Annotated in this window: 22 protein-coding genes, 2 tRNA genes and 2 rRNA genes; 2 read left to right on the forward strand and 24 right to left on the reverse strand. The window is 46.1% G+C overall.

Annotation, left to right across the window (positions count from 1 at the left end; genetic code table 11):
- Positions 1-230 precede the first annotated feature (230 nt).
- The 5 genes from DOM22_RS15755 to DOM22_RS15775 form a co-directional block, all read right to left on the reverse strand.
- Positions 231-3171, reverse strand: a 23S ribosomal RNA gene (locus tag DOM22_RS15755).
- A 123-nt stretch (positions 3172-3294) separates the two neighbouring features.
- Positions 3295-3371: transfer RNA gene (locus tag DOM22_RS15760), tRNA-Ile, on the reverse strand.
- 152 nt (positions 3372-3523) lie between these two features.
- Positions 3524-5037, reverse strand: a 16S ribosomal RNA gene (locus DOM22_RS15765).
- Together the 16S and 23S rRNA genes with 2 tRNA genes alongside form the textbook arrangement of a ribosomal RNA operon.
- 260 nt (positions 5038-5297) lie before the next feature.
- A tRNA-Ala gene (locus tag DOM22_RS15770) sits at positions 5298-5373 on the reverse strand.
- 153 nt (positions 5374-5526) lie between these two features.
- The gene (locus tag DOM22_RS15775) at positions 5527-6042 is read right to left on the reverse strand and encodes a hypothetical protein (RefSeq protein WP_142701297.1); all 516 of its coding nucleotides are present in this window, start codon (positions 6040-6042) and stop codon (positions 5527-5529) included.
- A gap of 311 nt (positions 6043-6353) precedes the next feature.
- Here DOM22_RS15775 and DOM22_RS15780 point away from each other — a divergent pair, with 311 nt between their 5' ends.
- Entirely contained in the window at positions 6354-6659 is a 306-nt protein-coding gene (locus DOM22_RS15780; protein WP_142701298.1) for a cupin domain-containing protein, read from the forward strand.
- A 60-nt stretch (positions 6660-6719) separates the two neighbouring features.
- Here DOM22_RS15780 and DOM22_RS15785 read toward each other — a convergent pair whose 3' ends face one another.
- The gene (locus DOM22_RS15785) at positions 6720-8075 is read right to left on the reverse strand and encodes a replication-associated recombination protein A (RefSeq protein ID WP_246845687.1); all 1356 of its coding nucleotides are present in this window, start codon (positions 8073-8075) and stop codon (positions 6720-6722) included.
- A 27-nt stretch (positions 8076-8102) separates the two neighbouring features.
- Here DOM22_RS15785 and DOM22_RS15790 point away from each other — a divergent pair, with 27 nt between their 5' ends.
- Positions 8103-8375, forward strand: a complete 273-nt coding sequence (locus tag DOM22_RS15790) for a hypothetical protein (RefSeq protein WP_142701300.1) — start codon at positions 8103-8105, stop codon at positions 8373-8375.
- Between the two features lie 65 nt (positions 8376-8440).
- Here DOM22_RS15790 and DOM22_RS15795 read toward each other — a convergent pair whose 3' ends face one another.
- The 18 genes from DOM22_RS15795 to lepB (DOM22_RS15880) form a co-directional block, all read right to left on the reverse strand.
- The gene (locus DOM22_RS15795) at positions 8441-9013 is read right to left on the reverse strand and encodes a hypothetical protein (RefSeq protein ID WP_142701301.1); all 573 of its coding nucleotides are present in this window, start codon (positions 9011-9013) and stop codon (positions 8441-8443) included.
- A gap of 9 nt (positions 9014-9022) precedes the next feature.
- The gene (locus tag DOM22_RS15800) at positions 9023-11260 is read right to left on the reverse strand and encodes a type IV pilus secretin PilQ (protein WP_246845688.1); all 2238 of its coding nucleotides are present in this window, start codon (positions 11258-11260) and stop codon (positions 9023-9025) included.
- Positions 11261-11280: 20 nt separating this feature from the next.
- Entirely contained in the window at positions 11281-11991 is a 711-nt protein-coding gene (locus DOM22_RS15805) for a pilus assembly protein PilP (RefSeq protein ID WP_142701302.1), read from the reverse strand.
- The gene (gene pilO, locus DOM22_RS15810) at positions 11988-12578 is read right to left on the reverse strand and encodes a type 4a pilus biogenesis protein PilO (protein WP_142701303.1); all 591 of its coding nucleotides are present in this window, start codon (positions 12576-12578) and stop codon (positions 11988-11990) included. Before pilO ends, DOM22_RS15805 begins: the two co-directional genes overlap by 4 nt.
- On the reverse strand, positions 12575-13183 hold the full coding sequence (locus DOM22_RS15815) for a PilN domain-containing protein (RefSeq protein ID WP_142701304.1): 609 nt from the start codon (positions 13181-13183) through the stop codon (positions 12575-12577). Before DOM22_RS15815 ends, pilO begins: the two co-directional genes overlap by 4 nt.
- Positions 13180-14235, reverse strand: coding sequence for a type IV pilus assembly protein PilM (pilM, locus tag DOM22_RS15820; RefSeq protein ID WP_142701305.1), 1056 nt, complete (start codon positions 14233-14235; stop codon positions 13180-13182). Before pilM ends, DOM22_RS15815 begins: the two co-directional genes overlap by 4 nt.
- A 127-nt stretch (positions 14236-14362) precedes the next feature.
- Positions 14363-15154, reverse strand: a complete 792-nt coding sequence (locus DOM22_RS15825; RefSeq protein WP_142701306.1) for an A24 family peptidase — start codon at positions 15152-15154, stop codon at positions 14363-14365.
- On the reverse strand, positions 15147-15917 hold the full coding sequence (locus DOM22_RS15830; RefSeq protein ID WP_142701307.1) for an ABC transporter permease: 771 nt from the start codon (positions 15915-15917) through the stop codon (positions 15147-15149). The genes DOM22_RS15825 and DOM22_RS15830 overlap by 8 nt, the downstream gene beginning before the upstream one ends.
- The gene (locus tag DOM22_RS15835) at positions 15910-16653 is read right to left on the reverse strand and encodes an ABC transporter ATP-binding protein (RefSeq protein ID WP_142701308.1); all 744 of its coding nucleotides are present in this window, start codon (positions 16651-16653) and stop codon (positions 15910-15912) included. The genes DOM22_RS15830 and DOM22_RS15835 overlap by 8 nt, the downstream gene beginning before the upstream one ends.
- A gap of 7 nt (positions 16654-16660) precedes the next feature.
- Positions 16661-17560 carry a phosphate/phosphite/phosphonate ABC transporter substrate-binding protein gene (gene phnD, locus DOM22_RS15840; RefSeq protein WP_246845689.1) on the reverse strand — a complete coding sequence of 300 codons (900 nt, stop codon included), beginning with the start codon at positions 17558-17560 and terminating at the stop codon, positions 16661-16663.
- Positions 17557-20751: a carbamoyl-phosphate synthase large subunit gene (gene carB / locus DOM22_RS15845; protein WP_142701309.1), complete on the reverse strand. Its 3195-nt coding sequence runs from the start codon at positions 20749-20751 to the stop codon at positions 17557-17559. The genes phnD and carB overlap by 4 nt, the downstream gene beginning before the upstream one ends.
- A gap of 85 nt (positions 20752-20836) precedes the next feature.
- Positions 20837-21484 carry a hypothetical protein gene (locus DOM22_RS15850; protein ID WP_142701310.1) on the reverse strand — a complete coding sequence of 216 codons (648 nt, stop codon included), beginning with the start codon at positions 21482-21484 and terminating at the stop codon, positions 20837-20839.
- A complete protein-coding gene (gene carA / locus DOM22_RS15855; RefSeq protein WP_142701311.1) occupies positions 21481-22545 on the reverse strand; it encodes a glutamine-hydrolyzing carbamoyl-phosphate synthase small subunit in 1065 nt (354 codons plus the stop codon). The genes DOM22_RS15850 and carA overlap by 4 nt, the downstream gene beginning before the upstream one ends.
- Entirely contained in the window at positions 22542-23444 is a 903-nt protein-coding gene (locus tag DOM22_RS15860; RefSeq protein WP_142701312.1) for an aspartate carbamoyltransferase catalytic subunit, read from the reverse strand. The genes carA and DOM22_RS15860 overlap by 4 nt, the downstream gene beginning before the upstream one ends.
- 35 nt (positions 23445-23479) lie before the next feature.
- Entirely contained in the window at positions 23480-24157 is a 678-nt protein-coding gene (gene lepB, locus DOM22_RS15865) for a signal peptidase I (protein ID WP_142701313.1), read from the reverse strand.
- 164 nt (positions 24158-24321) lie between these two features.
- Complete coding sequence (locus DOM22_RS15870) at positions 24322-24759, reverse strand: hypothetical protein (protein ID WP_142701314.1); 438 nt, start codon at positions 24757-24759, stop codon at positions 24322-24324.
- Between the two features lie 135 nt (positions 24760-24894).
- Positions 24895-25608 (reverse strand): signal peptidase I, encoded by a 714-nt coding sequence (gene lepB, locus DOM22_RS15875; protein WP_142701315.1) that lies wholly within the window; start codon positions 25606-25608, stop codon positions 24895-24897.
- A 3-nt stretch (positions 25609-25611) separates the two neighbouring features.
- A complete protein-coding gene (lepB, locus tag DOM22_RS15880) occupies positions 25612-26412 on the reverse strand; it encodes a signal peptidase I (RefSeq protein WP_142701316.1) in 801 nt (266 codons plus the stop codon).

The raw sequence follows: 26412 nt of genomic DNA on the forward strand, positions 1-26412 counted from the left end.
TGAAGTACGTTTATACTTCGTCGTTCTTCTTTGCAACTTACTTCCAATACAAATGGAGAAGTTACTTTCTATTTCAGACAACTGAATGATTGATTTAATTGATTTTTAGCGAGTCGTTGTTAGTTCCAAGTTTTAACTCTCTTACTTATTCAGAGAGCTAGTCTCTCGTTCCCAATAAAGGGAAGTCACTGAGACGAAATCTTCGTAACTTAAAGTTAGAAGAATATTTTTTAAAAAAGCCTCACGACCTATTAGTACGGATCAGCTGAATACATTACTGTACTTACACCTTCCGCCTATCAACCTCGTAGTCTCCGAGGAGTCTTTAGGGGGCCGAAGCCCCAGTGAAATCTAATCTTGTAGTCTGCTTCCCGCTTAGATGCTTTCAGCGGTTATCAGTTCCGAACATAGCTACCCTGCATTGCTCTTGGCAGAACAACAGGAACACCAGAGGTTCGTCCATCCCGGTCCTCTCGTACTAAGGACAGGTCTACTCAAATTTCATGCGCCCACAGAAGATAAGGACCAAACTGTCTCACGACGTTCTGAACCCAGCTCGCGTACCACTTTAATTAGCGAACAGCTAAACCCTTGGGACCTGCTCCAGCCCCAGGATGTGATGAGCCGACATCGAGGTGCCAAACTCCATCGTCGATATGGACTCTTGGATGGAATAAGCCTGTTATCCCCGGAGTACCTTTTATCCGTTGAGCGATGGCCCTTCCACGCGGGACCACCGGATCACTTTGGCCTGCTTTCGCACCTGCTCGACTTGTAGGTCTCGCAGTCAAGCCCCCTTATGCCAATGCACTCGACGCCTGGTTTCCAATCAGGCTGAGGGGACCATCGCGCGCCTCCGTTACTTTTTGGGAGGCGACCGCCCCAGTCAAACTGCCCACCAGACAGTGTCCCTCTGCTCGTAAAGAGCAGCAGGTTAGATTTCAAAGGTGCCAAGGGTGGTATTTCAAGGTTGACTCCACAAGGGCTAGCGCCCCTGCTTCAAAGTCTCCCACCTATCCTACACATGCCAACTCTAAAATCACTGCCAAGCTACAGTAAAGGTTCACGGGGTCTTTCCGTCTTTCTGCGGGTACTCGGCATTTTCACCGAGAATTCAATTTCGCGAGGCATTTGGTCGAGACACCGGAGAAGTCGTTACGCCATTCGTGCAGGTCGGAACTTACCCGACAAGGAATTTCGCTACCTTAGGACCGTTATAGTTACGGCCGCCGTTTACTGGGGCTTCGATTCTCAGCTTCGCTTACGCTAACTAATCCTCTTAACCTTCCAGCACCGGGCAGGCGTCAGTATGTATACTTCGTCTTGAGACTTTGCACATACCTGTGTTTTTGATAAACAGTCGCTACTCCCATTTCTCTGCGACCCGAAAAAGCTTGGGGAGTAAATCCTTACACTCTCGCGGGCACACCTTTTCCCGAAGTTACGGTGTTAAGTTGCCGAGTTCCTTGACCAAAATTCACCCCATCGCCTTAGGATATTCACCCCACTCACCTGAGTCGGTTTACGGTACGAGCTAACAAATCTAAATTTACGAAACTTTTCTTGGATACATGGCTTTTCTCACTTCCGGATCAAAGATCCTCGCATTCACGCCTCAGTGTTATGTGCCGCGGATTTGCCTACGACACCACCTACACGCTTACACCTCAATCCAATAAGAGGCTGAGATAGCCTATACCGTCATTCCTTAAACACAATTTGCTAGGTAACGGAATATTAACCGTTTTGCCATCGATTACGCCACTTGGCCTCATCTTAGGACTCGACTAACCCTGGGAAGATTATCTTTACCCAGGAATCCTTGAGTTTTCGGCGCCCGGGTTTTTCACCCGAGTTCAACGCTACTTATGTCAGCATGATCACTTCTAGTTCGTCCAGCTGTCCTACCGGTCAACCTTCATCCTACGCTAGAACGCTCCCCTACCACTAAAATATAAAATATCTTAATCCAAAGCTTCGGTAACACGCTTAGCCCCGTTGTATCTTCCGCGCAGAGTCACTAGACTAGTGAGCTATTACGCTTTCTTTAAAGGATTGCTGCTTCTAAGCCAACCTCCTAGTTGTCAAAGTAACTCCACAACGTTCTCCACTGAGCGTGCATTTAGGGACCTTAGCTGTTGGTCTGGGCTCTTTCCCTCTCGACGCATGACCTTATCACCCTGCGTCTGCCTGCTGAGGAACATATCTGTGGCATTCGGAGTTTATTTGGGTTTGGTAATCCGGTAAAGACCCCTAGCCCATTCAGTGCTCTACCTCCACGATACTTTTTACTCAACGCTATACCTAAATATATTTCGGGGAGAACCAGCTATCACCCAGTTTGATTGGCCTTTCACCCCTAATCACAGATCATCAAAAGAGTTTTCAACCTCAACTTGTTCGGTCCTCCACGAGGTGTTACCCTCGCTTCAACCTGTCCATGATTAGATCACCGGGTTTCGGGTCTATGCCTGCAAACTAAACGCCCTATTCAGACTCGCTTTCGCTACGACTACACCTTCAACGGCTTAATCTCGCTTGCAAACATAACTCGCTGACTCATTATGCAAAAGGTACGCTATCACCCACGTAAGGGGCTCTAACTGCTTGTAAGCTTACGGTTTCAGTTTCTATTTCACTCCCCTCTCGGGGTTCTTTTCACCTTTCCCTCACGGTACTTGTTCACTATCGGTCACTAAGGAATATTTAGCCTTATGAGGTGGTCCTCACAGATTCCCACAAAATTTCACGTGTTTTGTGGTACTCGGGATGCCGCTAGAGCCTTCGAGCATTTCGAACACGGGGCTATCACCCTATCTTGCCAGACTTTCCAGACTGTTGTTCTATACTCTCCGGTCCCATATCGCGGTCCCACGACCCCTCAATCAAATAAATGATTAAGGTTTAGGCTGTTACCCGTTCGCTCGCCACTACTAGGGTAATCTCGGAATTGATTTCTTTTCCTGAGGGTACTGAGATGTTTCACTTCCCCTCGTTCGCTTCAGACACCTATGTATTCAGTGAATGATATCATAAAATGATGAGTTTCCTCATTCGGAGATCTCCGGGTCAAAGTGTGTGTGCCACTACCCGAAGCTTATCGCAGCTTACCACGTCCTTCATCGCTTCTTAGTGCCAAGGCATCCACCGTAAGCCCTTTGTAGCTTTAAAAAATGGAACTAACCTCGCTAAAAATCAACTAAATCAATCTATTCAATTGTCAAAGAACGAAAACCTTCAAGCGCAAAAAATCTCTTATTCACCTCTAACAGACCAACTCAATTTGTTGAAAGTTGGTGGGCCAGGGAAGACTCGAACTTCCGACCCCACGCTTATCAAGCGTGTGCTCTAACCAACTGAGCTACTGGCCCATGTTAGATGCGTATAAGAGTTTTCACTCTTTCAAAACTAAACAGCTAGAATAGATTTTTGGGACTCACCCACTCGGGAAGAGTGAGTTGACCTAAGATTGTGATTGCTTTTTTCAAGTTAAACTTGAAACGCCTATCACCATAATCCTTAGAAAGGAGGTGATCCAGCCGCAGGTTCCCCTACGGCTACCTTGTTACGACTTCACCCCAATCATCGACCATACCTTGGGCGCCTGCCTCCTTGCGGTTAGCGCAGCGACTTCTGGTACAACCAACTTTCATGGTGTGACGGGCGGTGTGTACAAGGCCCGGGAACGTATTCACCGCGGCATTCTGATCCGCGATTACTAGCGATTCCAACTTCATGGTCTCGAGTTGCAGAGACCAATCTGAACTTAGATAGCTTTTCTCCGATTAGCTCCATCTCGCGACTTCGCTTCAGTTTGTGACTACCATTGTAGCACGTGTGTAGCCCTAGGCATAAGGGCCATGAGGACTTGACGTCATCCCCACCTTCCTCCGGTTTAACACCGGCAGTCCATCTAGAGTGCCCAACTGAATGCTGGCAACTAAATGTAGGGGTTGCGCTCGTTGCGGGACTTAACCCAACATCTCACGACACGAGCTGACGACAGCCATGCAGCACCTGTGTACCGACTCTTGCGAGCTACGGCGTTTCCGCCAATATTCCAGTACATGTCAAGCCTAGGTAAGGTTCTTCGCGTTGCATCGAATTAAACCACATGCTCCACCGCTTGTGCGGGCCCCCGTCAATTTCTTTGAGTTTTAATCTTGCGACCGTACTCCCCAGGCGGGATACTTAACGCGTTAGCTTCGTCACTGAAGGGGTCAATACCTCCAACAACAAGTATCCATCGTTTATGGCGTGGACTACCAGGGTATCTAATCCTGTTTGATCCCCACGCTTTCGGGTCTGAGTGTCAGTGTGTAGCCAGATAGCCGCCTTCGCCACCGGTATTCCTCTTGATATCTACGTATTTCACCACTACACCAAGAATTCTACTATCCTCTCTACCACTCAAGCTACGCAGTATCAGATGCACTTCTAGGGTTGAGCCCTAGGCTTTCACACCTGACTTACATAGCCACCTACACCCGCTTTACGCCCAATAATTCCGAACAACGCTAGGATCCCTCGTCTTACCGCGGCTGCTGGCACGAAGTTAGCCGATCCTTTCTTACAGGGTACATTCATTGTGTTATTCCCCTGCGACAGAGCTTTACGACCCGAAGGCCTTCATCACTCACGCGGCGTCGCTGCATCAGAGTTTCCTCCATTGTGCAATATTCCCTACTGCTGCCTCCCGTAGGAGTCTGGACCGTGTCTCAGTTCCAGTGTGACTGATCATCCTCTCAGACCAGTTAAAGATCGTTGCCTTGGTGAGCCATTACCTCACCAACTAGCTAATCTTACGCGGACTCATCTTAGAGCGAAAAACCTTTGACCCCTTGAACCGCAGTTCTTGTGGTCTTATGCGGTATTAGCGAATCTTTCGATTCGTTATCCCCCACTCTAAGGCAGATTATCCACGCGTTACTCACCCGTGCGCCACTAGTACTCACCCGAAAGCTTTCCCCGTTCGACTTGCATGTATTAGGCACGCCGCCAGCGTTTGTTCTGAGCCAGAATCAAACTCTCCAGTTTAAATTCTGTATCAATCAAACTACTAGCTTTTACGCTGTTGTTTGTTCGAATATATTTAATTTTGAAATTGTGAATACTAGTTACCCAGTATTCAAAGAGCCCAAAAATCTATTTCTTCTAGCTATTCAGTTTTCAAAGAGCGAAACAAAAATTCGCTGCCTTTCAGCAGCGCGAGGAACAGATATTACTCTGTATTTTGTCCTCGTCAATCACTTTTTTAATTTTTCATCATTTCGACGAAAGTCCTAAAAAAGGAAATTTGGTGGAGGTAACAGGGATCGAACCTGCGACCTTCTGAATGCAAATCAGACGCTCTCCCAGCTGAGCTATACCCCCGCAAAGTGGGACTGGTTTTCGCTCAGACCCCGAAAAAGGTCAATAGCTTTTTTTCGAAAACTTAATGCAGGTTGAATTCTGCCTAATAAATAAACGAGGTTTGCACCTCGTTTATTTCGAAAAAACTATTTAAATATATGTAATTACTTAAATTTAGGCAGAAGCCTTGAATTTAGACGCAAGAAGTCGGTTTAACCACTTACGTTCTGCAGCTAGATCGAAACCAACCTTTTCGCCGCCACTAATAATTGCAAGGTAGACCTTTTTTAGAATCTCAACCTCAGTATCGTTCCCGTTATCGGCCCCCAAGGACTCTTCAATCGCATCATAAACACTCACTAGATCTGGAGTGGTTACTACTTTTGGAATGCGGGTCATATCCAAACCAAGAGTTTCAATAGGTTTAAAACCAATCAAAGTCTCAGTTAAAAGAATTTTTGCGCCATTCTTAAAGTTCACTTGAAGAAACGCCTTCCCCTCAGAGTCTGCTCTGTGAAGAACTTCGTTTACGTCTTGAGAACTGAATGTAAAAAGTTTTCCATCAAGATCCTGGCGTAATTGCACTCGGCCAGTCTCGTTCATTTTCGCACGAAGCCCTTTTGAGGAATCGACAAAATTCAGGATGTGATCAAGTTCAGCGTGTGTCGACTTTGATTTAGAATTGCTCAAAATACCCTCCCCGTAACCGGGCCTTTCTTAACAATAAAGGTATCGACATCTGAGTGGGGGACTTAACGCCATTTTTTACTTTATGAAAGATCAGGTCTCTTATCCTGTAGCAATTTGATTTTTAGCTCGGGAAGGTGTTTCAAGGCGAGTCAATCGCGCCGTGACTTGTAACTCATGTTCCGATTTGAGATAAAGAAAGAACCGGAGATCAAGCAACCTTGATAACTTTCTGACCGGCACGGGAAGTGGAATTCACTCCCCTAAGCCCCAAGGTTGAATTGATGTCTGGCCTGACGAAAGAGGTTTATTTTATGATTATCACTCGCTGGCAAGCACCATTGGTGCCTAGCAAACAACAAGTTCACATGATTCTCGAGGCTGAGGGCTTGGAACCCTATGATGAGACTTATGCTCCTCAAACGAAGATCCCGGATCATCGCCATCCATTTGCTGAGGTTCGCATCGTTGTTGCTGGTGAGATGCTGTTCAATATATCAGGAAACCAGTTTGTTTTGCGCCCTGGCGATCGCGTTGAAATTCCGGCCAACACCAAGCACACTCACACGTCCCAAGGATCTGCCGAGTGTATTTGTGTTTGCGCACAAAGGGCCATTTAAGAGAATTTTCAATGCGAATTATGAAATAAAAAAAGGACCTCCATGGGTCCTTTTTTTATTCTAACTGTCTTTATTTTCTGCACGTTTTTGCTTCATCCACGCTAAATAATCCCGGATATTCTTTTCAAAACCGTGAGTCGTTGGCTCATAGATTTTTTCATCTTGAAGCTCTGAAGGCAGGTACGATTGCTCTGTCCAACCCGTCGGATAATCGTGGGGATATTTGTAGTCACGACCATATCCCATGTCTTTTGCTAAGGCTGTTTTTGCCGAACGCAAATGCAAAGGCACTGGCAACGTTTTCGTTTGCTCCACGAGGGCTCGGGCTTTGTGAAGGGCCATGTACGAAGCATTGGATTTGGGACAAGATGCCAAATAGGTCGTCACTTGAGACAGAGTGATGGCCCCCTCGGGAAGGCCAATTGCCTCCACTGCCTGAAGGCCCGCAATCGCCACTGAAATCGCTCGTGGATCTGCATTGCTGATGTCTTCGGATGCCAGAATAATCAGGCGGCGAGCGATGAATATCGGGTCCTCTCCCCCATCTAGCATTCGCGCGAGGTAGTACATCGCTGCATCAGGATCGCTCCCTCGCACGCTTTTAATGAATGCGGAAATCAGATCGTAGTGCATTTCCGAATTTTTATCGTAGCCGATAGGATTCTGCTGAAGAAGTTCGCGCATATCGTTAGTTGATAGCGGAGATTCTGCGCCGTCTTTCATGAAGCTATACAAAATTTCGAGACTGTTAATTAAACGGCGGGCATCCCCATCCGAGAATTGCAGAAGATTTTCTATCGCCTCGGGCTGGAGAATTTCTGTGAGAGGTTTTTTGTATTGTGTCTCGGCACGGGCGACGATCTGGCGCAGGTTCGCTTCGCTTAATCGTTCAAAAACGACGACTCGACAACGACTGAGTAAGGCGCGATTGAGCTCGTAGCTTGGGTTTTCCGTTGTTGCCCCCACCAAAACCAGATCGCCCTTTTCGACAAATGGCAAAAGAACGTCCTGTTGTCCTTTGTTGAAACGGTGGATTTCGTCCACGAAAAGAATGGTTTTTTGTTGGTACTGCAGACGACGGTCATGGCCCGCTTCGCCGATTTCTCGCAAAACTTTTGTTCCCGCCTCGGTCGCATTAATGTTTTCAAAATGGGCTTTGAAATGTTGAGAAAGGGCCAATGCAAACGTTGTTTTCCCCGTCCCTGGAGGGCCCCAGATAATGAGACTTGGCAGGTAGCCTTTGCGAAGCATCTGTCCCAGTTTAGACTGGGATCCAATAGTCTTTTCCTGTCCGATAATTTCGTCCAAGTTTTTTGGGCGAAGAATCTCGGAAAGAGGAGACGTGGCTAATGCTGCGGCTGATGAGGAAAACAAATCCATGCTGGATCTATAGTTCATCTGGGCAGTGAAATCCATCGTTTATTAAAAACCAAAGGAGTACGTATGAAAAAACAAACTGTGTTGGTTGTTATTGGCGGAGCTTTAATTGTGGCAGGTGCCGCGTATGCTTCGGAGGCGACGCGGGTGAAGCCGCTGGGTGCCGCGATTGATACTTTTACTTTTGCCGATGGGGCTGTCGTGCAGTCCGCATTTATTAGTAGTGCCAATTCTGGGACTATGAATGTCGTGCAAATTAAGAATAGTAACGGGCAAACTTGCTATGCTGTGACGGGTTCTAGTGGGCAGTATGCAGCTATCAGCTGCCTTCCGCAGTAGCTCTTTAGATAAAAATAAAAAAGGCCACTGTTAGGTGGCCTTTCGTCTTTTCTGAATCTAAATTTCTAGTATTGGCTTCCGTAGTTGAAGAACGTTGTTGCCGTGAATCCTTGAGTGTCGTCATCATTGTCAGGATCTTGAGTATATCCGTAAACTTTAATTGTTCCAGATGCCGTAAAATTTTTGGCATCCACGCTGATTCCACCACATTGGATAGAGCAGTCGGTTACTTTGTCAGAATCGGCCGCCCCCGCAGGGATGAGTGCGTACTTATTAGCGCTACTCCACCAAGTTGTTTTAAGGGCCGCTAGTTGGTCTCCACCAAAGGCGCAAGTCTGCTCACTGCCACCAGGGGGAGTATAATAAATTTTGATCGCTGATATATACGTATCCCTAGCGGCGTCTGAAACTTTAAAGGTGATTTTTGGAATAACGAAATAGGCCTCATCCACATCCGGTGTCGCCACCGTTCCCCCTGCCAACGCAGATTTGGTGGCATAGCAGGAAGTGCCTTTGGCCGGGATTGCCAATCTCATGGAACTTGTCACAGAAATTTCAACCACGCCAGTTTCAGCACTAGTACAGGAAGTCAGGCCTGCAAGAGAAATGAGTGATAATGTAAATATCAAATTCTTCACACTGCCTCCTTATTGCATTGACCCCTGAGAGTCGTGATTGTTCTTGGCTGCCGCCCCCTGCTGACCAGTCACACGTGGGGTAAGGAAAACCAAAAGTTCAGACTTATCTTTAGTCACCGTGCTGACTTTAAACAGGTTTCCAAGGAATGGGATTTCTCTCAACCAAGGAACACCGCTTTCGTTTTCAGTCGCATCGCTCGTGTAGATACCACCGATAACTGCTGTCTGACCGTTTTTAACCAGAACACGCGTATCTGCTTCACGGCTATTCGTAGAGAATGAACCGTCGGTTTCTTTCGCACCAGCGATTTGACGAGCAACCTTCACCTTCATCATAACAGATCCGTCGGCAGTTACCTGAGGAGTTACATCCAAACGCAGTGCCAATGGCTTAAATTGATACGTCTCTTGGCTAGAATTCCCCGTAATTGTAACCTGCTTAACTGGAACTTCTGTCGTCTGACTAATGTATGCCGGTTCATTCGACATTGTCATAATTCTAGGAGAGGAAAGAGTCTTAACCTTTGCCTCAGTCTCAGACAATGAAAGTGCCGCAGAAATACTTCCGAAAACATCCAGAGTTCCGACGTCGACGTTAAAGTTAAAGTTGCCGGATTGAGCCATCGTTGGATTGATGTTGAAACGAGGACTCATGTTCACCGGGCCACGAGTTGTATTGCCCAAGCTGATCGCCTGACCAGATACGTTCCAATTCACACCCACGCTACGCAAGAAACGCTCGGAAGCTTCGACGATTTTTCCTTCGATCAAAACTTGCGGTGGTTGCGTGTCGAGAGATGCAATCAATTTAGCCGCGCGATCCAGGTTTTCTGCGATATCAGTCACCACCACAGAATTCGTACGCAAATCACCTACGACTCTTCCGCGCTCGCCCAAGAAATCTTTCAATTTTTTCTCGAGCTCATCAACCTTGGCGTAACTAATATTGAACATACGAACTTTCAATGGCTCGGTATTTTTACGAGCCAAAGCCAGTTTCGCTGCATCGTCTTCCTCTGTGCGCAAGTCTCCCAATGGAGCGATTCTTAGAACGTTACCTTGACGAGTGTAACCAAGCTTACGCGCTCTCATCAAAACGACCAATGCTTGGTCCCAGGGTACTTGACGCAATTTCAGGCTGACGTTTCCTTTGACCTCGTCAGAAATAACCATGTTCACGCCGCTCTCTTCAGTAATGAAGTTCAGGGCGTCACGGATATCCATATTGCTTGTCTCGATGGAAATCTTTTTACCGTAGAATTGCGTGTTGCCAGTCAAGAATTCCGTCAAATTTTGATTAGGGAGGATTTTTCCATCTCCACCCACAGCATGCTCATCAAACGATGCGCCGGAAGCAGCATCACCTGCTGCAACCTGTGATGTTGCGGCGGCTCCTGCAGCTACGATCAAAAGGGAATTACCTTCGTTCTGAACTGCGGGCTCTGCAACACCGTCACGAAGTTGAATCACGAAGCGTGCTGTCGTCGAGCCGGGGTTTTGATAGGCATCAATTGCACCCACGGCACCGCGGATGTCTTTCGTGTTCAGAGAGCGCTTCAAGCGGTCTGGAAGAATCGCATTTTCAACTTCAACGATGTATTGGTGCAAATCCGGATTCGTACGTGTCGTGTAGGTTAAAGGACGATTTCCAGAAACTACGACAGTTCCACCATTTTCATTTGATTTGAATTGCAAATCTGTGATCGTCGCAGGACGACCCTGGCTTGTAGAAGCTTGAGCCGGCTCTTGTGCTTGTGGAATTTCAGGAGCAGGAGCTTCTTCCATTGCTGGCTGCTCTGGAATATCCGCAACCTGAGGAGCCGCTGGTGGTTCTGTGTCTACGATCGGTGGCATTTCAACGGGACCAGCATCAACTGGTGCCGGAGCATCCTGTTGCGCTTGCTGAGGGGCTGCGCCATCAGCTTGGTTAAACTCGTCTTCAAGGTTTCCACCTTGTGGTTCACTTTGACCAGCTTGATGAGCCTGATCTTCCGGAGAGTTATCGAAGTCTGCGAACTCGTCTTTTCCTCCGGCATCGGCTGGCGCTGCCGCTGTGTCATCAACAGGAGCCGCATCAGCTTCAGCCACTGCGTCTGAACTGCCCGTATCGTCAAGACTGAGCTCAGCTCCTGCAGAGGAATCCAAACCATCCTCTAAAGATAGATCGTCCTGCGCTGGACGGCTGGCGCATGAAGTGAGAGATGCAATCATTGCTGCTACGATCATTAGTCTAATGAATCCGTTCATTAGTACCTCCCCTTAAGAGATTATTTTTTAAATTCCATGATGCGAGATTCTTTAATAGGTTTGTCTTCATCGTATTTTGTCTCGATGACAACAATCTCACCCTCACGAATTGCCGAAATATATCCATCATTTCGGCCCATTTTAGAACTTTTAACGACTGTGTAAACGCCACCATCCGGATCTCTGATCATCGCGCGAGGTGTTTTTACATCCCAAAGGATACCAACAATTTGCAAACGTTCCAAATCCCATCGCTGCAAAGGCTCGAGCTGATCAGCAGGAGTTTCCTTTTTCGTCGCCTTGATAATTCGAAACGGCTTAAACGGGTCACGTTTGCCATTTGGATCGTAAGCGTAATTGTCTTTAGACAACATATCTGAAATAGACGGCGCATTCGGCGCTGTAACTGCATCACCCATAGCTGGTGGTTCCATAGAAGCACCTTGAGGTGGAGCAGGAATTGCTGGTGGTGCCGTTTGCGCATTCGCGTCCGGTGGAAGGTTCGCTGGCGGCGGGGGAGCTCCACCTGGTTGCGCCTGATTTACTTCATTCATAAATTCAGGTGGCAGGTCTCCGTTGCTAGGGCCACCAGACGGTGGAGCTGGGGGGGCTGCCGGCGGTTGCTCTTGAGAATGCGCAGGTGCCATAAACTTCGCGCTGACAGCAAATGCCAACCAAAGCCCTAATGCGGCAACTATAATGTAAGACATCATCCATCTTACGGACTTCACTGCGGCTTCTCCGTTTTCTCTTTTTCAGGTGCAAGTTTATAACCCACAACCAAACCTTCGAACTTTAATTTCTTTGTCGGATCAGTGCTATCTTGATCCGAAATAGTTATATTTCTAACTCTCGCCATTCTCTCGGAAGAAGAAACCAACGATACGAACTGAGCTAGCTGGGCATAACTGCCTTCGAGAGTCACCTCAACCGGCACTTCTTCCACGACTTCGCGTTTAATATTCTCCCCTGGCTTTTTGATCTTTACGCTGACACCAGCACCGCGGGCAAATCCATCGATCGCTTTATTGATATCGATAGAAAATAAAACCGTCGGAAGTCGGCGAGAAATTTCCTGGTACTGCTGACTCAGTCGTCCGAGTTTTTCGCGCATCTCGTTGACTTGTTTCAAAGTCGCATCCGTGTCTTTCTTTTTGGCTTCCTGTTCTTGAACTTGTTGCTGAATGGCCGCAATTTGCGCCTCGACCTGAGAGCCATCGTCATAGAGGGTGAAATAAAACAGCGCGCCCACGACGATTCCTAGACCGAAAGTCTTTCCGTAAGTGAAGCCAGCAAGAGTATCGAAGAACTTATTCATGGTGTTCTCTCCAATACGGCGCTGATTTCAAACTTTTTCAGGATCATTCCATCCAGGGTCACTTCCGTCGAATTGACAAGGTTTACGTCCATTAAGAATACGCTCTTGGTGAGAGCTTCCAAAAATTGTGAAACCTCAAAGTCGCTTAAGCCCAAGCCCTGAACATTCATACGATCGGGATTCAATGTGATCTTAGTTAACCAAGCTTTTTCCGGAATCACTTGTTGCATAAGATCGATGACGCGAATTTCGCGGGAGCGATCTCGGGAAATCTTATCCAGTGCTGAAATACGGGCTTCGATAATAGCTTCGTCTTCTTTAAACTTTTTAATTTCAGCCACGGATGCAGCTTGCTTGGAGTTGTAATTTTCAAGCTCGCTTAAAGTGGTCTGCAAAGAACCGAGACGTGCCTGCAATTCAGGGACGTGTTGCTCTTGGTAAGCATAAAGACCCAGAGCCGGTATCAACAAAATTACCAAGCGCTTCAGGGCCTCCTTACGGGCCTCATCACTTCCACCGCCATCTTCAAGGATGACATCGCCAAACTGGGCGCCAAGGGCTGCATTTGTACCAACTTGATTGGAGGCGAGATTAATTTTAATCATGCGCCATCCCCTTCCTGGCGAAGTGCCAGGCCGGTTACTACTCCTGCGAAGTTTTTAATTTGCGCAAGGTATTCTGGAGAGAATTTCTTTGGGTTCGCTTTGATTTTCGCAAACGGATTAAATGGCTCCATGGGAATGCCCGTCACGCGGGAGATTGTTTCAATCAAGCCCGATGTTTGTGAGCTGCCGCCCGTATAGAAGCAACGATTCAAAGTAAGTCCGTTAGTTGTGGCACTTAGGAAATCAAGGCTGCTGCGAATTTCTTCAGTCACGGCCTCGTTAGTCGCGCTGATAACACTGTGAACTTCGTCAGGTACATCACGACGAGAAACTGCACTCAATTTCAAAGCTTCAGCTTCACCTACGGTGACCCCCATAGCTTTGTGAATTTCATTTGTATAATTCGCGCCACCAACCGGGATATCACGGCAGAAGATGACCTCGCCGTATTGAAGCACCACGAAATTAGTAATTGAAGCTCCGAAATTCAAAATACCGACAACTTCACCTGGGAATTTGCCGTAATTGACTTCGAATGAATTCGCCAAAGCAAAACCACTCACATCAAGAACGGAACATTTCAAACCGCTGAACTCAATGACTTGTGTGTATTGCGTTACTAATTCATTTTGTGCCGCAATCAATAAGATATCCATCGTGTCCGGGCTGGCACTTGTCGAAAGAATGTGATGCGCAAGACTGATATTGTTAATATCAAAAGGAATATATTGCTCAGCCTCGAAGCGGATCTGATCCCGAACAAGTTTTTTGTCCATTTTAGGAATCGTGATTTTCTTAACGATAACCGCAGTTCCCCACATAGCTGTTGCGAGATTTTTACGTTTGGATTTTACTTCTGCGATCAGGTTTTGAATGGAGATACCGACGGCTGCGATATCCACGATCTCACCACCAGAAACGGAATTGGGAGGCGTTGGCGCAAAACCAAAGGAGAGTAACTGGGCTCCTTTACCACTAATATCCATTTCGGCTAATTTAATTGAACTCGTACCGATGTCGAGTCCGATTACTTTTTTAGATTTAAAAAACATCCCTAGCTGCTTCCCCAGTTGAACCACTTCAATGTCTTTTTAAAGACTTACGTCTTTAGACCCAGGTCTAACATAGTAAATTATTTCTGGTCGTAAGGTGAATGTCAAACCAGGGGTCCAGTAGACTTTAGCTTAATCCAGGCAGAAAAAGGTCTAGGTACCACTCCGCAATCGTCTGCCCACCAAATAGGTAAAGAACAGCTCCAAGAGCGAGGTAAGGACCGAAAGGAATTACGGTCTTTAGTCCTGCTTTTTGTTTTCTTGCGGCAGCAAGTCCGATAATACTTCCGATGATGGCCGATGACATAATCACGAAAGGAATCGCTTTCCATCCAAGCAAAGCACCAATCCAGGCCAAGAGTTTAATATCTCCCCCACCCATGCCTTCTTGTTTGGTAAATATCCAGTAAAGGTAGGCCATACCCCAAAGGAACCCGCCCCCCATTAATACACCAAACAAGGAATCCAAAAATTCACGATTCGGGTTCAGCCAAGCGCCAATCAAACCAATCACAATACCTGAAAGAGTGAATTCATCCGGCAAGATCATGTGGTCTAAGTCGATGAAGGTGCAAATCACTAGGCCGAAAACAAAGAGAAGATATTCGATCAGATCCCAGGAAAGGCCCGCATAGTGATAGCAAAGAGCGAACATAACGCCCATGATGATTTCCACCATTGGATAGCGAAACGAGAACTTAGCACCGCAATTGCGACACTTTCCACGAAGAATAAACCAGCTAAAGATCGGAATATTGTCATACCAGGCGATTTGTTTTTTACAGCCGTAGCAATAACTGCGCGGCTTAACGATGCTTTCTTCGCGAGGCAAACGATAGATTACCACGTTGCCGAAGCTGCCAAACAGAGCTCCAAATATAAAGAAAACGACGTAATAAAATAAATCGAAGTTAGACAATGTCTTTTCTCCTGAAGCTGAAATTCGTTAGCAGAACATAGATAATAAACCAACCAGTCATGTGTGCAACCATCCACACCACGTCCTTACCCGGCACTCCTTCTTGAAGGAAATACGCTGACTTCCAGTTAAGACGATATAAGTTAGGAACGATCCAATGAAGTCCTTTTACGATGGTAACGAACATGGGTTCTTGGCTCTTAGAAGCGAAAAATGCCAAATCACCAAGCCAATGTCCTAAAAGAAATAAAACGATCCCCGCACTTAAAGCCAAAACAGGTCTGACCACGAGACTTGCCCACATCGCAAATGCCAGAATGACCGAGCTTTCGAACCACAGGCTGAGGCAAATCTCGGTAAAAGCAAGCCACTGCTTAGGTTCATTCCACACGCCCAACAAGAATGAAAGGATGATTCCCAATAAAACCATCAGAAGAGTGTTAAGCGCTAATACCCCAAAGACTTTACCTAAAATAAACTGATCGCGGGTGACTGGTCGGGATAAAATTAGCAAGCAAGTCTGCTTTTCAACTTCTTTAGCAATTAAGTAAGCGCCAGAGAACAGAGAAATTCCGAGCAATGCGATTTGTACCGCCAAAAAACCGAAATCAGCCAAAATCTTTTTTTGTTCTGCAAAAGACAATGCACCCAACAGAAAGCTCATACTGATCATGATCGCAGCAATAACTATCACTACGAAAAAAATCTTTTCACGAAGCATTTCACGCAAAGTGGTTTTTGCTAAAGTCCACACCTTAGACATTTTTTGCCTCGCGATTTTTTAGAACTTGGAACGCTTTTTCCAGACTTTGGAATTCGGACATAAACTGCGGCAAAGCTCCTTCATAGAGAATTTTACCTTTATTTACGACAACCAGGCGTGAACACAATTCTTCCATATCCTGCAAAAGATGACTGCTGAAGAAAAGAGTCACTCCCCTTTTTTGCTCTTCACGTAAAATATCTTTCACCATTGCGCGTCCATCGGGATCCAGGCCCGACATTGGCTCATCCAAAATAATCAAATCTGGACGAGTGAGAATAGCTTGGGCAATACCCGCCCGTTGCAACATGCCCTTTGAATAGGTACGAAGCCTTCGGTCTTTGGCATCAAACAGGTCCACTTTTTTAAGGGCTTCGTGAGCTCGCTCAACAAAGTCTTTCTGGGTCAGACCGAAACAAAGATTCCAATGCAGTTTTAAAAATTCCATTCCCGTCAGGAACTCGTACAAATATGGACGCTCAGGGAGGTAACCAATACGGGTTTTAGATTTACTGTTTAAAGGTTCTCCAAAGAAATGGATTTTGCCATTGTCGGGGCGAATGAAGTCGAAAATGCACTTAATTGTCGTGGTTTTTCCGGCACCATTGCTTCCGACGAACCCTGTTGTTTCACCTTGAGGAAGGTGAAAGGAAATATCCTGAAGAACATGGCGATCTTTTTCAAAGAGACCGCCTTTGAAGGTCTTATTTAACTTTTCAACCTGAAGTACTTCCATTGATGCATTATGGTTTCAGCTCAATATTCAAAGCTTTTACCATCTCCCTAACAGGATCATACTGTTTAGAAGTGGCTGGCATCAAGTCACGAGATCCTAAAATTTCAGAATAAGTGTTCTTATCCGCGGATTGTTCCAGAATATCGATCAAAGCAAACATCATATCATGGGTTACTTTGGGATATTCATCATAGAAATCCTGGCGAACACAGAACGGATCGTTTGGAATAGGCGAGCTCATCCAAAGAATTCGCATTTTGGTTTTGGGGTCACCGAATTTTACCCACGCACCCTGCTTACCTTTTTCATCGTCACTGAATACTGCGGCCGCATCAACTTCTTTGGACTCAAGCGCCTTGATGGAAGCTTGATGGTTACCAGTGAACTGGACTTTGATGTCCTTATCTTCGATTTTTTTATTACGCAAAGCCATCTTTGGATACAAATACCCAGATGAAGACTGCTCGTCGACGAAGGCAACTTTCTTACCCTTCAAATCTTCCAATTTTTTGATCTTCGAAGACGTCGGGACAATAATCGCCGAATAATAATAAGGCTCCTGCCATACTTTCTTAAGAAGAACCTTCGCGGCCGCCTGTTTTTCCGCAAATACATATGTTGAAGAAGAGAAAAACGCAAAGTCGACCTTTTTGTTTTTCATAGCCTCAACCAAGCCGGCATAATTTTTGGAAATATACATGTTCACTGGAATCCCCAGACGAGTTTGCAAAGCTTGAGCTAACGCAATCCCCTGTTCAGATTCTTTCTTGGGATCTCCACCGGGAATCATCCCGATGGTCATTTGAGCCGGAATTTTATCGGCCGCCATTGCAACCGATGCACTCAACGCGACGATCGCAAGAACGCCGCTGATAACTTTAGTGAACGTGCGCGGAAATGAAATCAAAAGACCTCCATCGAAGGCAGTGCCTCGACAGATGATGACTCATTTCTGGTATTTTTCAAAGCAAGAACAAAGGCCTCGGCAGCATCACTTTCTGTCAGACAGGGGATATTATAGTCCGTGCATGCTCGACGAATGTCGAAACTTGCCTCGATCGCACGACGACCTGAAGTCGTATTGATAACAAAAGCCACTTCACCAGAGCGAATTTTATCCACACAATGCGGGCGCCCCTCATCGACTTTTCTTAAAGACAGGCAGTTAACACCCTTGTCATTAAAAAAGGCCGCTGTCCCCGTCGTTGCAGAAACGCCGTAACCCATGCGCTGAAGTTCTTTAACCAACGGCAACATCGCCTCTTTATCTTTATCACGCAGCGAAAAGAAAACTTGGCCGATTTTTGGAAGTCTTATGTTACTTGAAAGGAAGGCCTTGCAAAGAGCTTCAGAATAATCTTTTCCGCGCCCCATGCTTTCCCCTGTCGATTTCATTTCAGGGCCCAGGATCGAGTCTGATTCTGGGAATTTTTTGAACGGGAAGACAACACCTTTAACAGACACGGTATTGGTTTTTCTCCATTTCAAATTGTCCAATTGAAGGTCTTTGGCTTTTTTGCCGAGCATTGCTGCCACACCCAAATCAATCAAAGGAATACCCGTCGCTTTTGCAACGAATGGAACCGAACGAGAACTACGCGGATTTGCCTCAAGCATGTAAACGACATCGTTTTTTACAGCGAGTTGCAAATTCAAATGTCCAATCACTCCGATACGGTTCGCCAGCTGCACACTTAATTGCTCAATGCGATCACATGTTTCGTCTTTCAGACGGTGTGGCGGAAGCACTCCCATAGAGTCTCCCGAATGCACGCCTGCGGCTTCGATATGTTCAACCACACCACCGACCAGTGTCCAATCAACCCCACGAACCAAATCGACGTCCACTTCCAAGGCACCCGCCAAGAATTGATCCATCATGCAAGGTTTATCAGTCGAGATATAATCTCCGTGACGTTGGAAGTAAGAAATCAATTCATCGCGATTTTCGATCACTTCCATACGACGACCACCCAAAACATAGCTTGGTCGGCAGATCATCGGATAACCTACTTGTTTCTCACTAGCCAAGGCTACTTCAAGAGATCCTGCCATGGCAGAGTTGGGAATTTCAAAATTCAATTCACGGCAGATTTTTGTGAACAAACCACGGTCTTCCGCCAAATCAATTGTTTGCAGCGAAGAACCTAACAACTCGTATCCCGCCGCCACTAATTCTGGAGCAACGTTAATAGGAGTTTGACCGCCCAATTGTGCTACAAAACCACGTGGCTTCATAAAGCGCATGATTTCGATCAAGCTTTCCGAAGTTAAGGGCTCAAAGAACAACACATCTGAAGTATCGTAATCAGTCGAAACCGTCTCTGGATTCGAATTCACCATGATAACTTTTGTGCCGCTTTTTCTAAATGCTTTGACGCCGCGAACACAGCTGTAATCAAATTCGATCCCCTGACCAATACGGTTGGGACCACTGCCGATAATAACAACAGCGTTTTTAGCATTCACTTCAGCAGATTCTTGCGCCCAATATGTAGAATAGAAATATGGCGTAGATGATTCGAATTCACCTGCACAAGTATCCACTTGAGAATACTTAGGGAAAAGCTGATGCTTTTCACGCAAAGTCTGAATGTACTTTGCATTTTGTCCCAGCAAGGCACCCAAGCGAGCATCTGTGAAACCCTTGCGTTTCGCTGCAGTCAAAAGCTCGACATTACCTTCATTGAACTCACGCTTAAATTTAACTTCAAACTTAATCAATCCCTCAATTTGCTCCAGGAAGTAAGGAATAATTCCTGTTAGCTCCTGTATTTCTGCCACTGTTTTACCATCGCGGAAGGCTTGAAATAGTTGATAAATACGAAGACTGTTTGGATAGGAAATTTTACCGATTTCAAGTTCGACTTCTGGAATTGCCTGCGGGCTCGCCTCTAGACTCGCCAAAGCTTTCATCATAGATTCCTGCAAAGTACGACCGATCCCCATGACCTCGCCCACGCTTTTCATTTGCGTCGTCAACGAGTCTTTAGATCCTTGGAACTTCTCAAATGCAAAACGAGGAATTTTGGTAACGACATAATCCAGTGCGGGCTCGTAGCAAGAAGGGGTTACTTGTGTGATATCGTTTTTAATTTCTTCAAGGCTGTAGCCAATTGAAAGAAGTGCCGCAATTTTAGCGATCGGGAATCCGGTAGCCTTGCTTGCCAATGCCGAAGAACGACTCACGCGTGGATTCATTTCGATCACCACACGCTCGTGAGTTGTCGGGTGTACCGCAAATTGAATGTTAGCTCCGCCCGTTTGAATTCCCACTTCATTGATGATCTTGCAAGCTTCGTCGCGCATCGCCTGGTATTGACGATCACTCAATGTTTGCTGGGGAGCGATCGTGATACTGTCACCGGTGTGCACGCCACACGGATCCAGGTTTTCAATGCTACAAACCACAACAAAAGAACCTTTGTAGTCGCGCATGACTTCAAGTTCGTATTCCTTCCAACCCAAGATACTTTCTTCAACTAAAACCTCGGAAGTTGGGCTTTCATGAAGAGCGCCCACCAACATTTTCTTATATTCTTCCGGAGAGTAAGCGATACCGCCTCCTCCGCCACCTAATGTGTAATTCGGGCGGAGAATCATTGGATAGCCTAGATCGTCTGCGATTTGCATTCCGTGTTCAAAAGTACGAACCAAGTGACTTTTTGGATAGCGCGCACCGATTTTATCAAGAAGCCCTCTGAAGATCTCGCGATCCTCGCCCGCTTTGATAACCTGCGGAGTAGCACCCAAAAGTTGCACTTTATACTTTTGCAAAATCCCTTTGCCGTGCAGATCCAATGCTAGATTCAGAGCCGTCTGACCTCCCAAAGTGGGGATCACCGCATCGGGCATTTCTTTGGCAATAATTTTTTCTAGATATTCGACTTTCAAAGGCTCGACGTAAACGCGGGTTGCGATTTCAGGGTCCGTCATGATCGTCGCGGGATTGGAATTCACCAGAATAACTTCAAGGCCTTCTGCCATTAAAGCTTTACATGCCTGAGTCCCGGAGTAATCAAACTCGCAGGCCTGTCCAATTACGATCGGTCCCGAACCAATGATCAAAACCTTTTTAATATCGGACTTACGTGGCACTCTTCCCCCCTTAGCAAAAAACATTAAAACTTCGAACTGCGCTCAAAAAAAACTCCGGATGTACCGGAGTTTAAAAAACAATAAATTAAATACCGAGCTTTCCCTCGTTGGAATAGATCATCTCGGGCTTCACATGCTTGTACTGCTCAAACTTGTATCTCATCTTGATCAAACGAAGCATCATAAGATCAGGATCCAAATCCGGATCTTTGCGATGGCGCTTCACTTCGCTCAAAATAAACTTTTTCGCACTTTCCGGATGGAAGCAGAAACCGCGAGTGAAAATGTAAGACTCCCCGTGAGGAATCAAACGCACTTCAAACAACTCATCGGGATCAAATCCGAAAACATACGGAGACTGCTTAACGACCAACTTTTTGTTCGCCATCAAGTCTTTGATATACACGTCGCCGTTTTTAATCTTATTGAATTCAAAGATAGAGTGACGATGTTTTTTTAAAACCTCGATCAACTGCACTTCTTCGGGAGTAAAGCGAAGTTCACGAACCAGGTGGCAAGCATCCAAGGGAGTTTGTCCGAAACCTTTTAGTTCGCGCGTGAAGAAATACCAGTCATAGAACTGTGCCATGCGGGATTCAAAATGCTCGGAGTTTTCATCAAGAGTCCCGGCATTTTCAAAGAATTCCTTTTTGGCCATTGCCAACTCATCCTTGAAGGCTTCGCTAACAAAATGATTTAAAATCTTTTCGATTAACTTTTCGTATTCGTTCATATCATCCGCTCTACAAAATAACTAAACAGGCCACTCGCTTCATGCGGGCCTGGGCAACTTTCAGGATGATATTGTATTCCCAAACACTTTCTTTTTTCACTATAAAAACCTGCCACAGTGCCATCATTTAGATTGGTGTGCGTCACTTTGACATCCTCAGGCAATGTGGCCTGATCGACGGCATAACCATGATTCTGACTGGTCATATAGATTTGATTCAAAATAGTATCCTGGATCGGGTGATTGCTGCCACGGTGCCCGAATTTTAGCTTATAGGTTTTACCACCCAAAGCGAGTCCCAGGATCTGATGCCCCATGCAAATACCAAAGATCGGTTTAACACCCAAAAGCTCTTTGACCGTGCCGATCGCCACCTTCACGTCCGCAGGATCCCCGGGACCGTTAGTTAGCATGATACCGTCGGGGTTGTAATCCATGATTTCCTGCACGGAGCTGCGGCTATTGAAAATTTTGATTTCCGAGCAACGATGTTGAAGTTCACGCAGAATGTTTTCTTTGCTTCCAAAATCCAAGACGGCGACGCGTGGACCGACCATATTGTCGCCACGACGAACTTCCGACTGCTGTCTGGATGCCAAATAAACCCAGTCTTTATCCAAATGCTTCTTTTTATCAATCAAAGCTTGAGCTAATGATTTCGCCTGAGTTTCATCATTCGCCTGAACCAACGCGCCCCAAGGAGTTCCACCCTTACGCAGGCGCATCACCAAATGACGAGTGTCCAGCTCCGTCAGCATAGGAATTTTATTATCGGTCAGACGTTTTTTCCAGGCTTGATCGCGCTCTGAATCCTGGATCTCAAGACAAATAAAACCTTCAATCCAAAGCTGGCGAGATTCCCAAGCTTCGTCTTCAATTCCGTAGTTACCTTGCATGGGAGCCGTCATCACCACGATTTGAGAAAAGTAAGAAGGATCCGTGGCGATTTCTTCGTAACCAGAATGAGAAGTGTTAAAGACCACTTCACCAGCACGGTTTTCACCGCCCTGCCAAGCGCCTTGATAAACTTCGCCCGTTTCTAAAACAAGCCAACCCTTCATAATCCCCCCAAAACTTCTAGCAAAATCGCCTGACGAATCAAAACGCCATTGCTGACTTGATCCAAAACACGGCAACGAGAATCCTTCTGCAAAACCTCAGCATCCATTTCCGTTCCCTGATTAATAGGACCGGGATGCATGATGAGTGCGTTTGCCGAAAGAGCTTTCAAATTCTCAACCGTAAAACCAAAGTCTTTACGGTAATCTTCCAATGAATATTTAACTTGATGACGTTCCAGCTGCACACGCAAAGCCATGGCGACAGTCGCCCACTTCAATCCCTCGGACAGAGAATGAAATATTTTGATTCCTGAAGTCTCAGGCAGGAAATTTTCAGGACCGCAGAAGGCCACTTGATAGTTCAGCTTTTTTGCGAGCTCCAAATGAGAGGCGGCAACCCGACTGTGACGAGCGTCACCGACGATCAAAACTTTCTGCCCCTCGATTTTTCCCAAGTGCTTGCGAATGGTGTACGCATCCAAAAGAGCTTGCGTGGGATGGCCTTTTTTACCCCAACCTGCATTGATCACCGGCATTTCCAATTTTGCCGCAAGAGATTTGAAATCCAATTCATCGCCGGAACGAATGACCACGAAGGCGGGCTTCATCGCCGCAACATTCAGCACCGTATCTTCAAGAGTTTCGCCTTTTTCCAAACTGCTGCCGGATTTTCCGTCCAGCAACATGGGATGAATTCCCAATTGGGCACAGGCCGTTTCAAAACTCATTCTGGTGCGAGTGCTGGCTTCAAAAAACAAAAGGGCTCCGGTTTTTCCGAAGCCCTTCGATGGTAAAAATGGATTCAATGCCAACTGATCTGCCGTTGAAAATAGACGACCGATTTTTTCTTTTTCAAGGCTAACTAAATCAAGAATGGAGTGCTGAGTTCTAGATGACATCTAGAAGAACAGCCTAGAAGGCAGAGGGTTTTATGTCAATGAACGGTGGAAAAAACTCTGTTCCAACGCACTGTAGGATAGCGGTCTCCGCCCCATTTTTCCTGCCAATCCAAAGAGAGCCAGATCAAAACGACTTTGCCCACAATCTGTGAGGTCGGAACGGAACCCCAATAGCGCGAGTCGTCACTCGCATCACGATTGTCTCCCAGAATAAAGGCTTCATCCGGAGGCACGATGATGGGTCCAAAATCCTTACCTTCCATCTGCTTTTGAAAGATCACTCTCCAAGATGAATCCTGATATTTCTCTTCAAAGACTTCGAACAATCCCGGATTTGGGTTGTCGACGGTATTATCTGCAGCCTTCACATATTCAAGGGATTGATCATTTAAAATCACTCGGCCATCTTTGATTTCAATCTTATCACCCGGCAAACCGATCACGCGCTTTACATAGGAAATGCCTGGCTGATTGCTGTAAGTGAAGACGATCAAATCACCTCTCTCTGGAGGTGTGATGTCCCAAATTTTATCGGTGAATGGAAGTCGAACTCCGTAGGAAACGCGGGAAGAAAAAATAAAATCCCCGGGTTTCAACGTGGGCTGCATGGAGCCCGTTGGCACTTTATAAGCCGTGACCAGATAGCTGCGCACGAATAGCGCAAAAAAAACCGCGATCACTAGAGTTGTTAAGTATTCTCGCCAACGAGTCATAAAAAAATCTTAACTAACTTTTGCGATCGCGGATAGCTTTTTTGGAAATACGAAAAAACTAGCAATCTGTCACACTGATTTACACAAGGCGCAGCTGCCGAAGGCGTACTCCTCGTACTCCGAGGCAGCTGTAACGCAGAAGAAATCAGTGTGGCGGATTGCTATTAGTAGTCGTAGCCTTCGTTGATTGGAGAAGGATTTACGTCTTTATTTTCCATATAGATCACAGCGCGAGTGTTGTTCAAAGATGGGTGGCTAATATGAACCAAGCAACCGCTGTTTTCGTTTCCTGGAGTCCAGATAACTTTAGTCTCGTAAGCTTGCGTGAAGGTTTTTGAAGAAGCGTCGTAAGAGCTTTCCAACAACAAAGTTTTGATCACTTTACATTGAAAGCCACCTGCTTGGTCAGCAACGATTGCTGTTGGAACAACTGATTGACCAACACTTTGTACAACCACGCGCAAAGAAATAACGCCATCTTGGTTCGAAGCTGAAACCGCCTCAACGTAGTTAGACTTGTCATCAAGGTTTGTGTAGTTTGAACTAGCTGCCAAGGCACTTACAGAAGTCAAAAGAGCCGCAATAAAAGAAACCAATTTCATGATATCTCCAGGATTGATTTTGTTAATAGATTGCGGGTAGATACCACAAATTGCCCCGGGAAACACTGCAGCGCATAAATAGTGAAATTTACACCCACTATTTTATCAAATGTTAAAAACTGTAAATAGCTTCAATTACTTAAGAACTTGAAACAGACGCGACCAGCGCATCTGAGCCGGATCACACATGAAAGTCATAGTCGGCAAAGTGCTTTCGCAGGAAAGCCAAATGGCCCAGGCGCGACCCACGATATAGTCTTTTTTAACAAATCCCCATACTCGAGAATCGCTGGATTGATCGCGGTTATCACCCATGAAGAAGTAATTGCCTTCAGGAACTTTGAAAACTTGCGGAGTCGCATCGTCATCAAATTTGAAGTCCATAAAGCGAATGATGTGGCTCGCAGGTTCCATCGTTTCGGTAAAGTAGGTAAAACCACTTTCATTTTGCGTAGATTCAAATTTTTCCAGAGGAAGCTCTTGCCCGTTGATCGTGATCTTCCCCGCCCTAACGACAACTTCATCCCCCGGCAATCCCACCAGGCGCTTGATGTAATACACGTCTGGATTTTCAGGATATTTAAAGACGATGATCTGACCTCGTTCAGGTTGTGACCACTGAACCATCCACTTATCACTGAACGGTAAATGCAATCCGTAAGCGAATTTTTTTACCAGGATATGATCATGCACTAACAAGTTGGGGATCATACTTCCGGACGGAATCACGAAGGGCTCAAACAATGCCCAGCGAACGCCCATCACCAGCACAATAGGAAAAAGGAACGTTAGAATCGCCTGATTCCACGTTCCTTTTAGATTTTTCTGTGCTGGGTTTTCTGGATTCATTTATTAATTAACTGGATGGAAGAAGCGTGTCCAACGGATCGTCAATGGATTACAGATCATTGGCAAAGCTGGAATAGTTTCTTCACAAGAAAGCCATACAAACATCGCGCGGCCCAGGATGTTTTGCTTTGGCAAGAAGCTCCATACACGGCTGTCCATAGAGTTCATACGGTTATCACCCATCACGAATAAGTGATCAGCCGGAACTACAACAGGCCCGAAAGTCTCGTAGAAATCACCTTTACGAAGCAGGATCGAATGGTCTTTTCCTTCGCCGCCCTCTTTACCCGGAGGCAAAGCTTCAGTGAATTCAACGTAGTTAGACTTTGCATCGTTCACGTTACCGTCACGAGTAAAGTCAGCATCCCGCAACCAATTGAAGTCGTCCTGATTCGCAGGAACTTTCTTTTCAACAGGTTTGTCGTTTACGTACAAAGTTCCATTTTCATAATAAATCTTGTCGCCGGGCTCGCCCACGATACGTTTGATGAAGAAAGTGCTCATATCGCGAGGATATTTAAAGACGATCACTTCACCACGTTTTGGTTCGTTGAACTTAACCATCCAGTTTTCGCTGAATGGAACGCGCAAACCATAGGTCAGTTTGTTCACAAAAATATGGTCGTGAATCAACAAAGACGGAAGCATGGATCCTGACGGAATGACATAGGCTTCAACAAAGCCCCAACGAATGAACAGGGCGATAAAAACGGCTAGGAATAGGGACCCCCAACCTTCTGTCCAAAAATGTTTCGTTCTCCAGTCCCATGGAGGTGGTTTTGTCTGCTGTTGATCTTTTGCCAT

Source organism: Bdellovibrio sp. ZAP7, from assembly GCF_006874645.1.
Classification (GTDB): domain Bacteria; phylum Bdellovibrionota; class Bdellovibrionia; order Bdellovibrionales; family Bdellovibrionaceae; genus Bdellovibrio.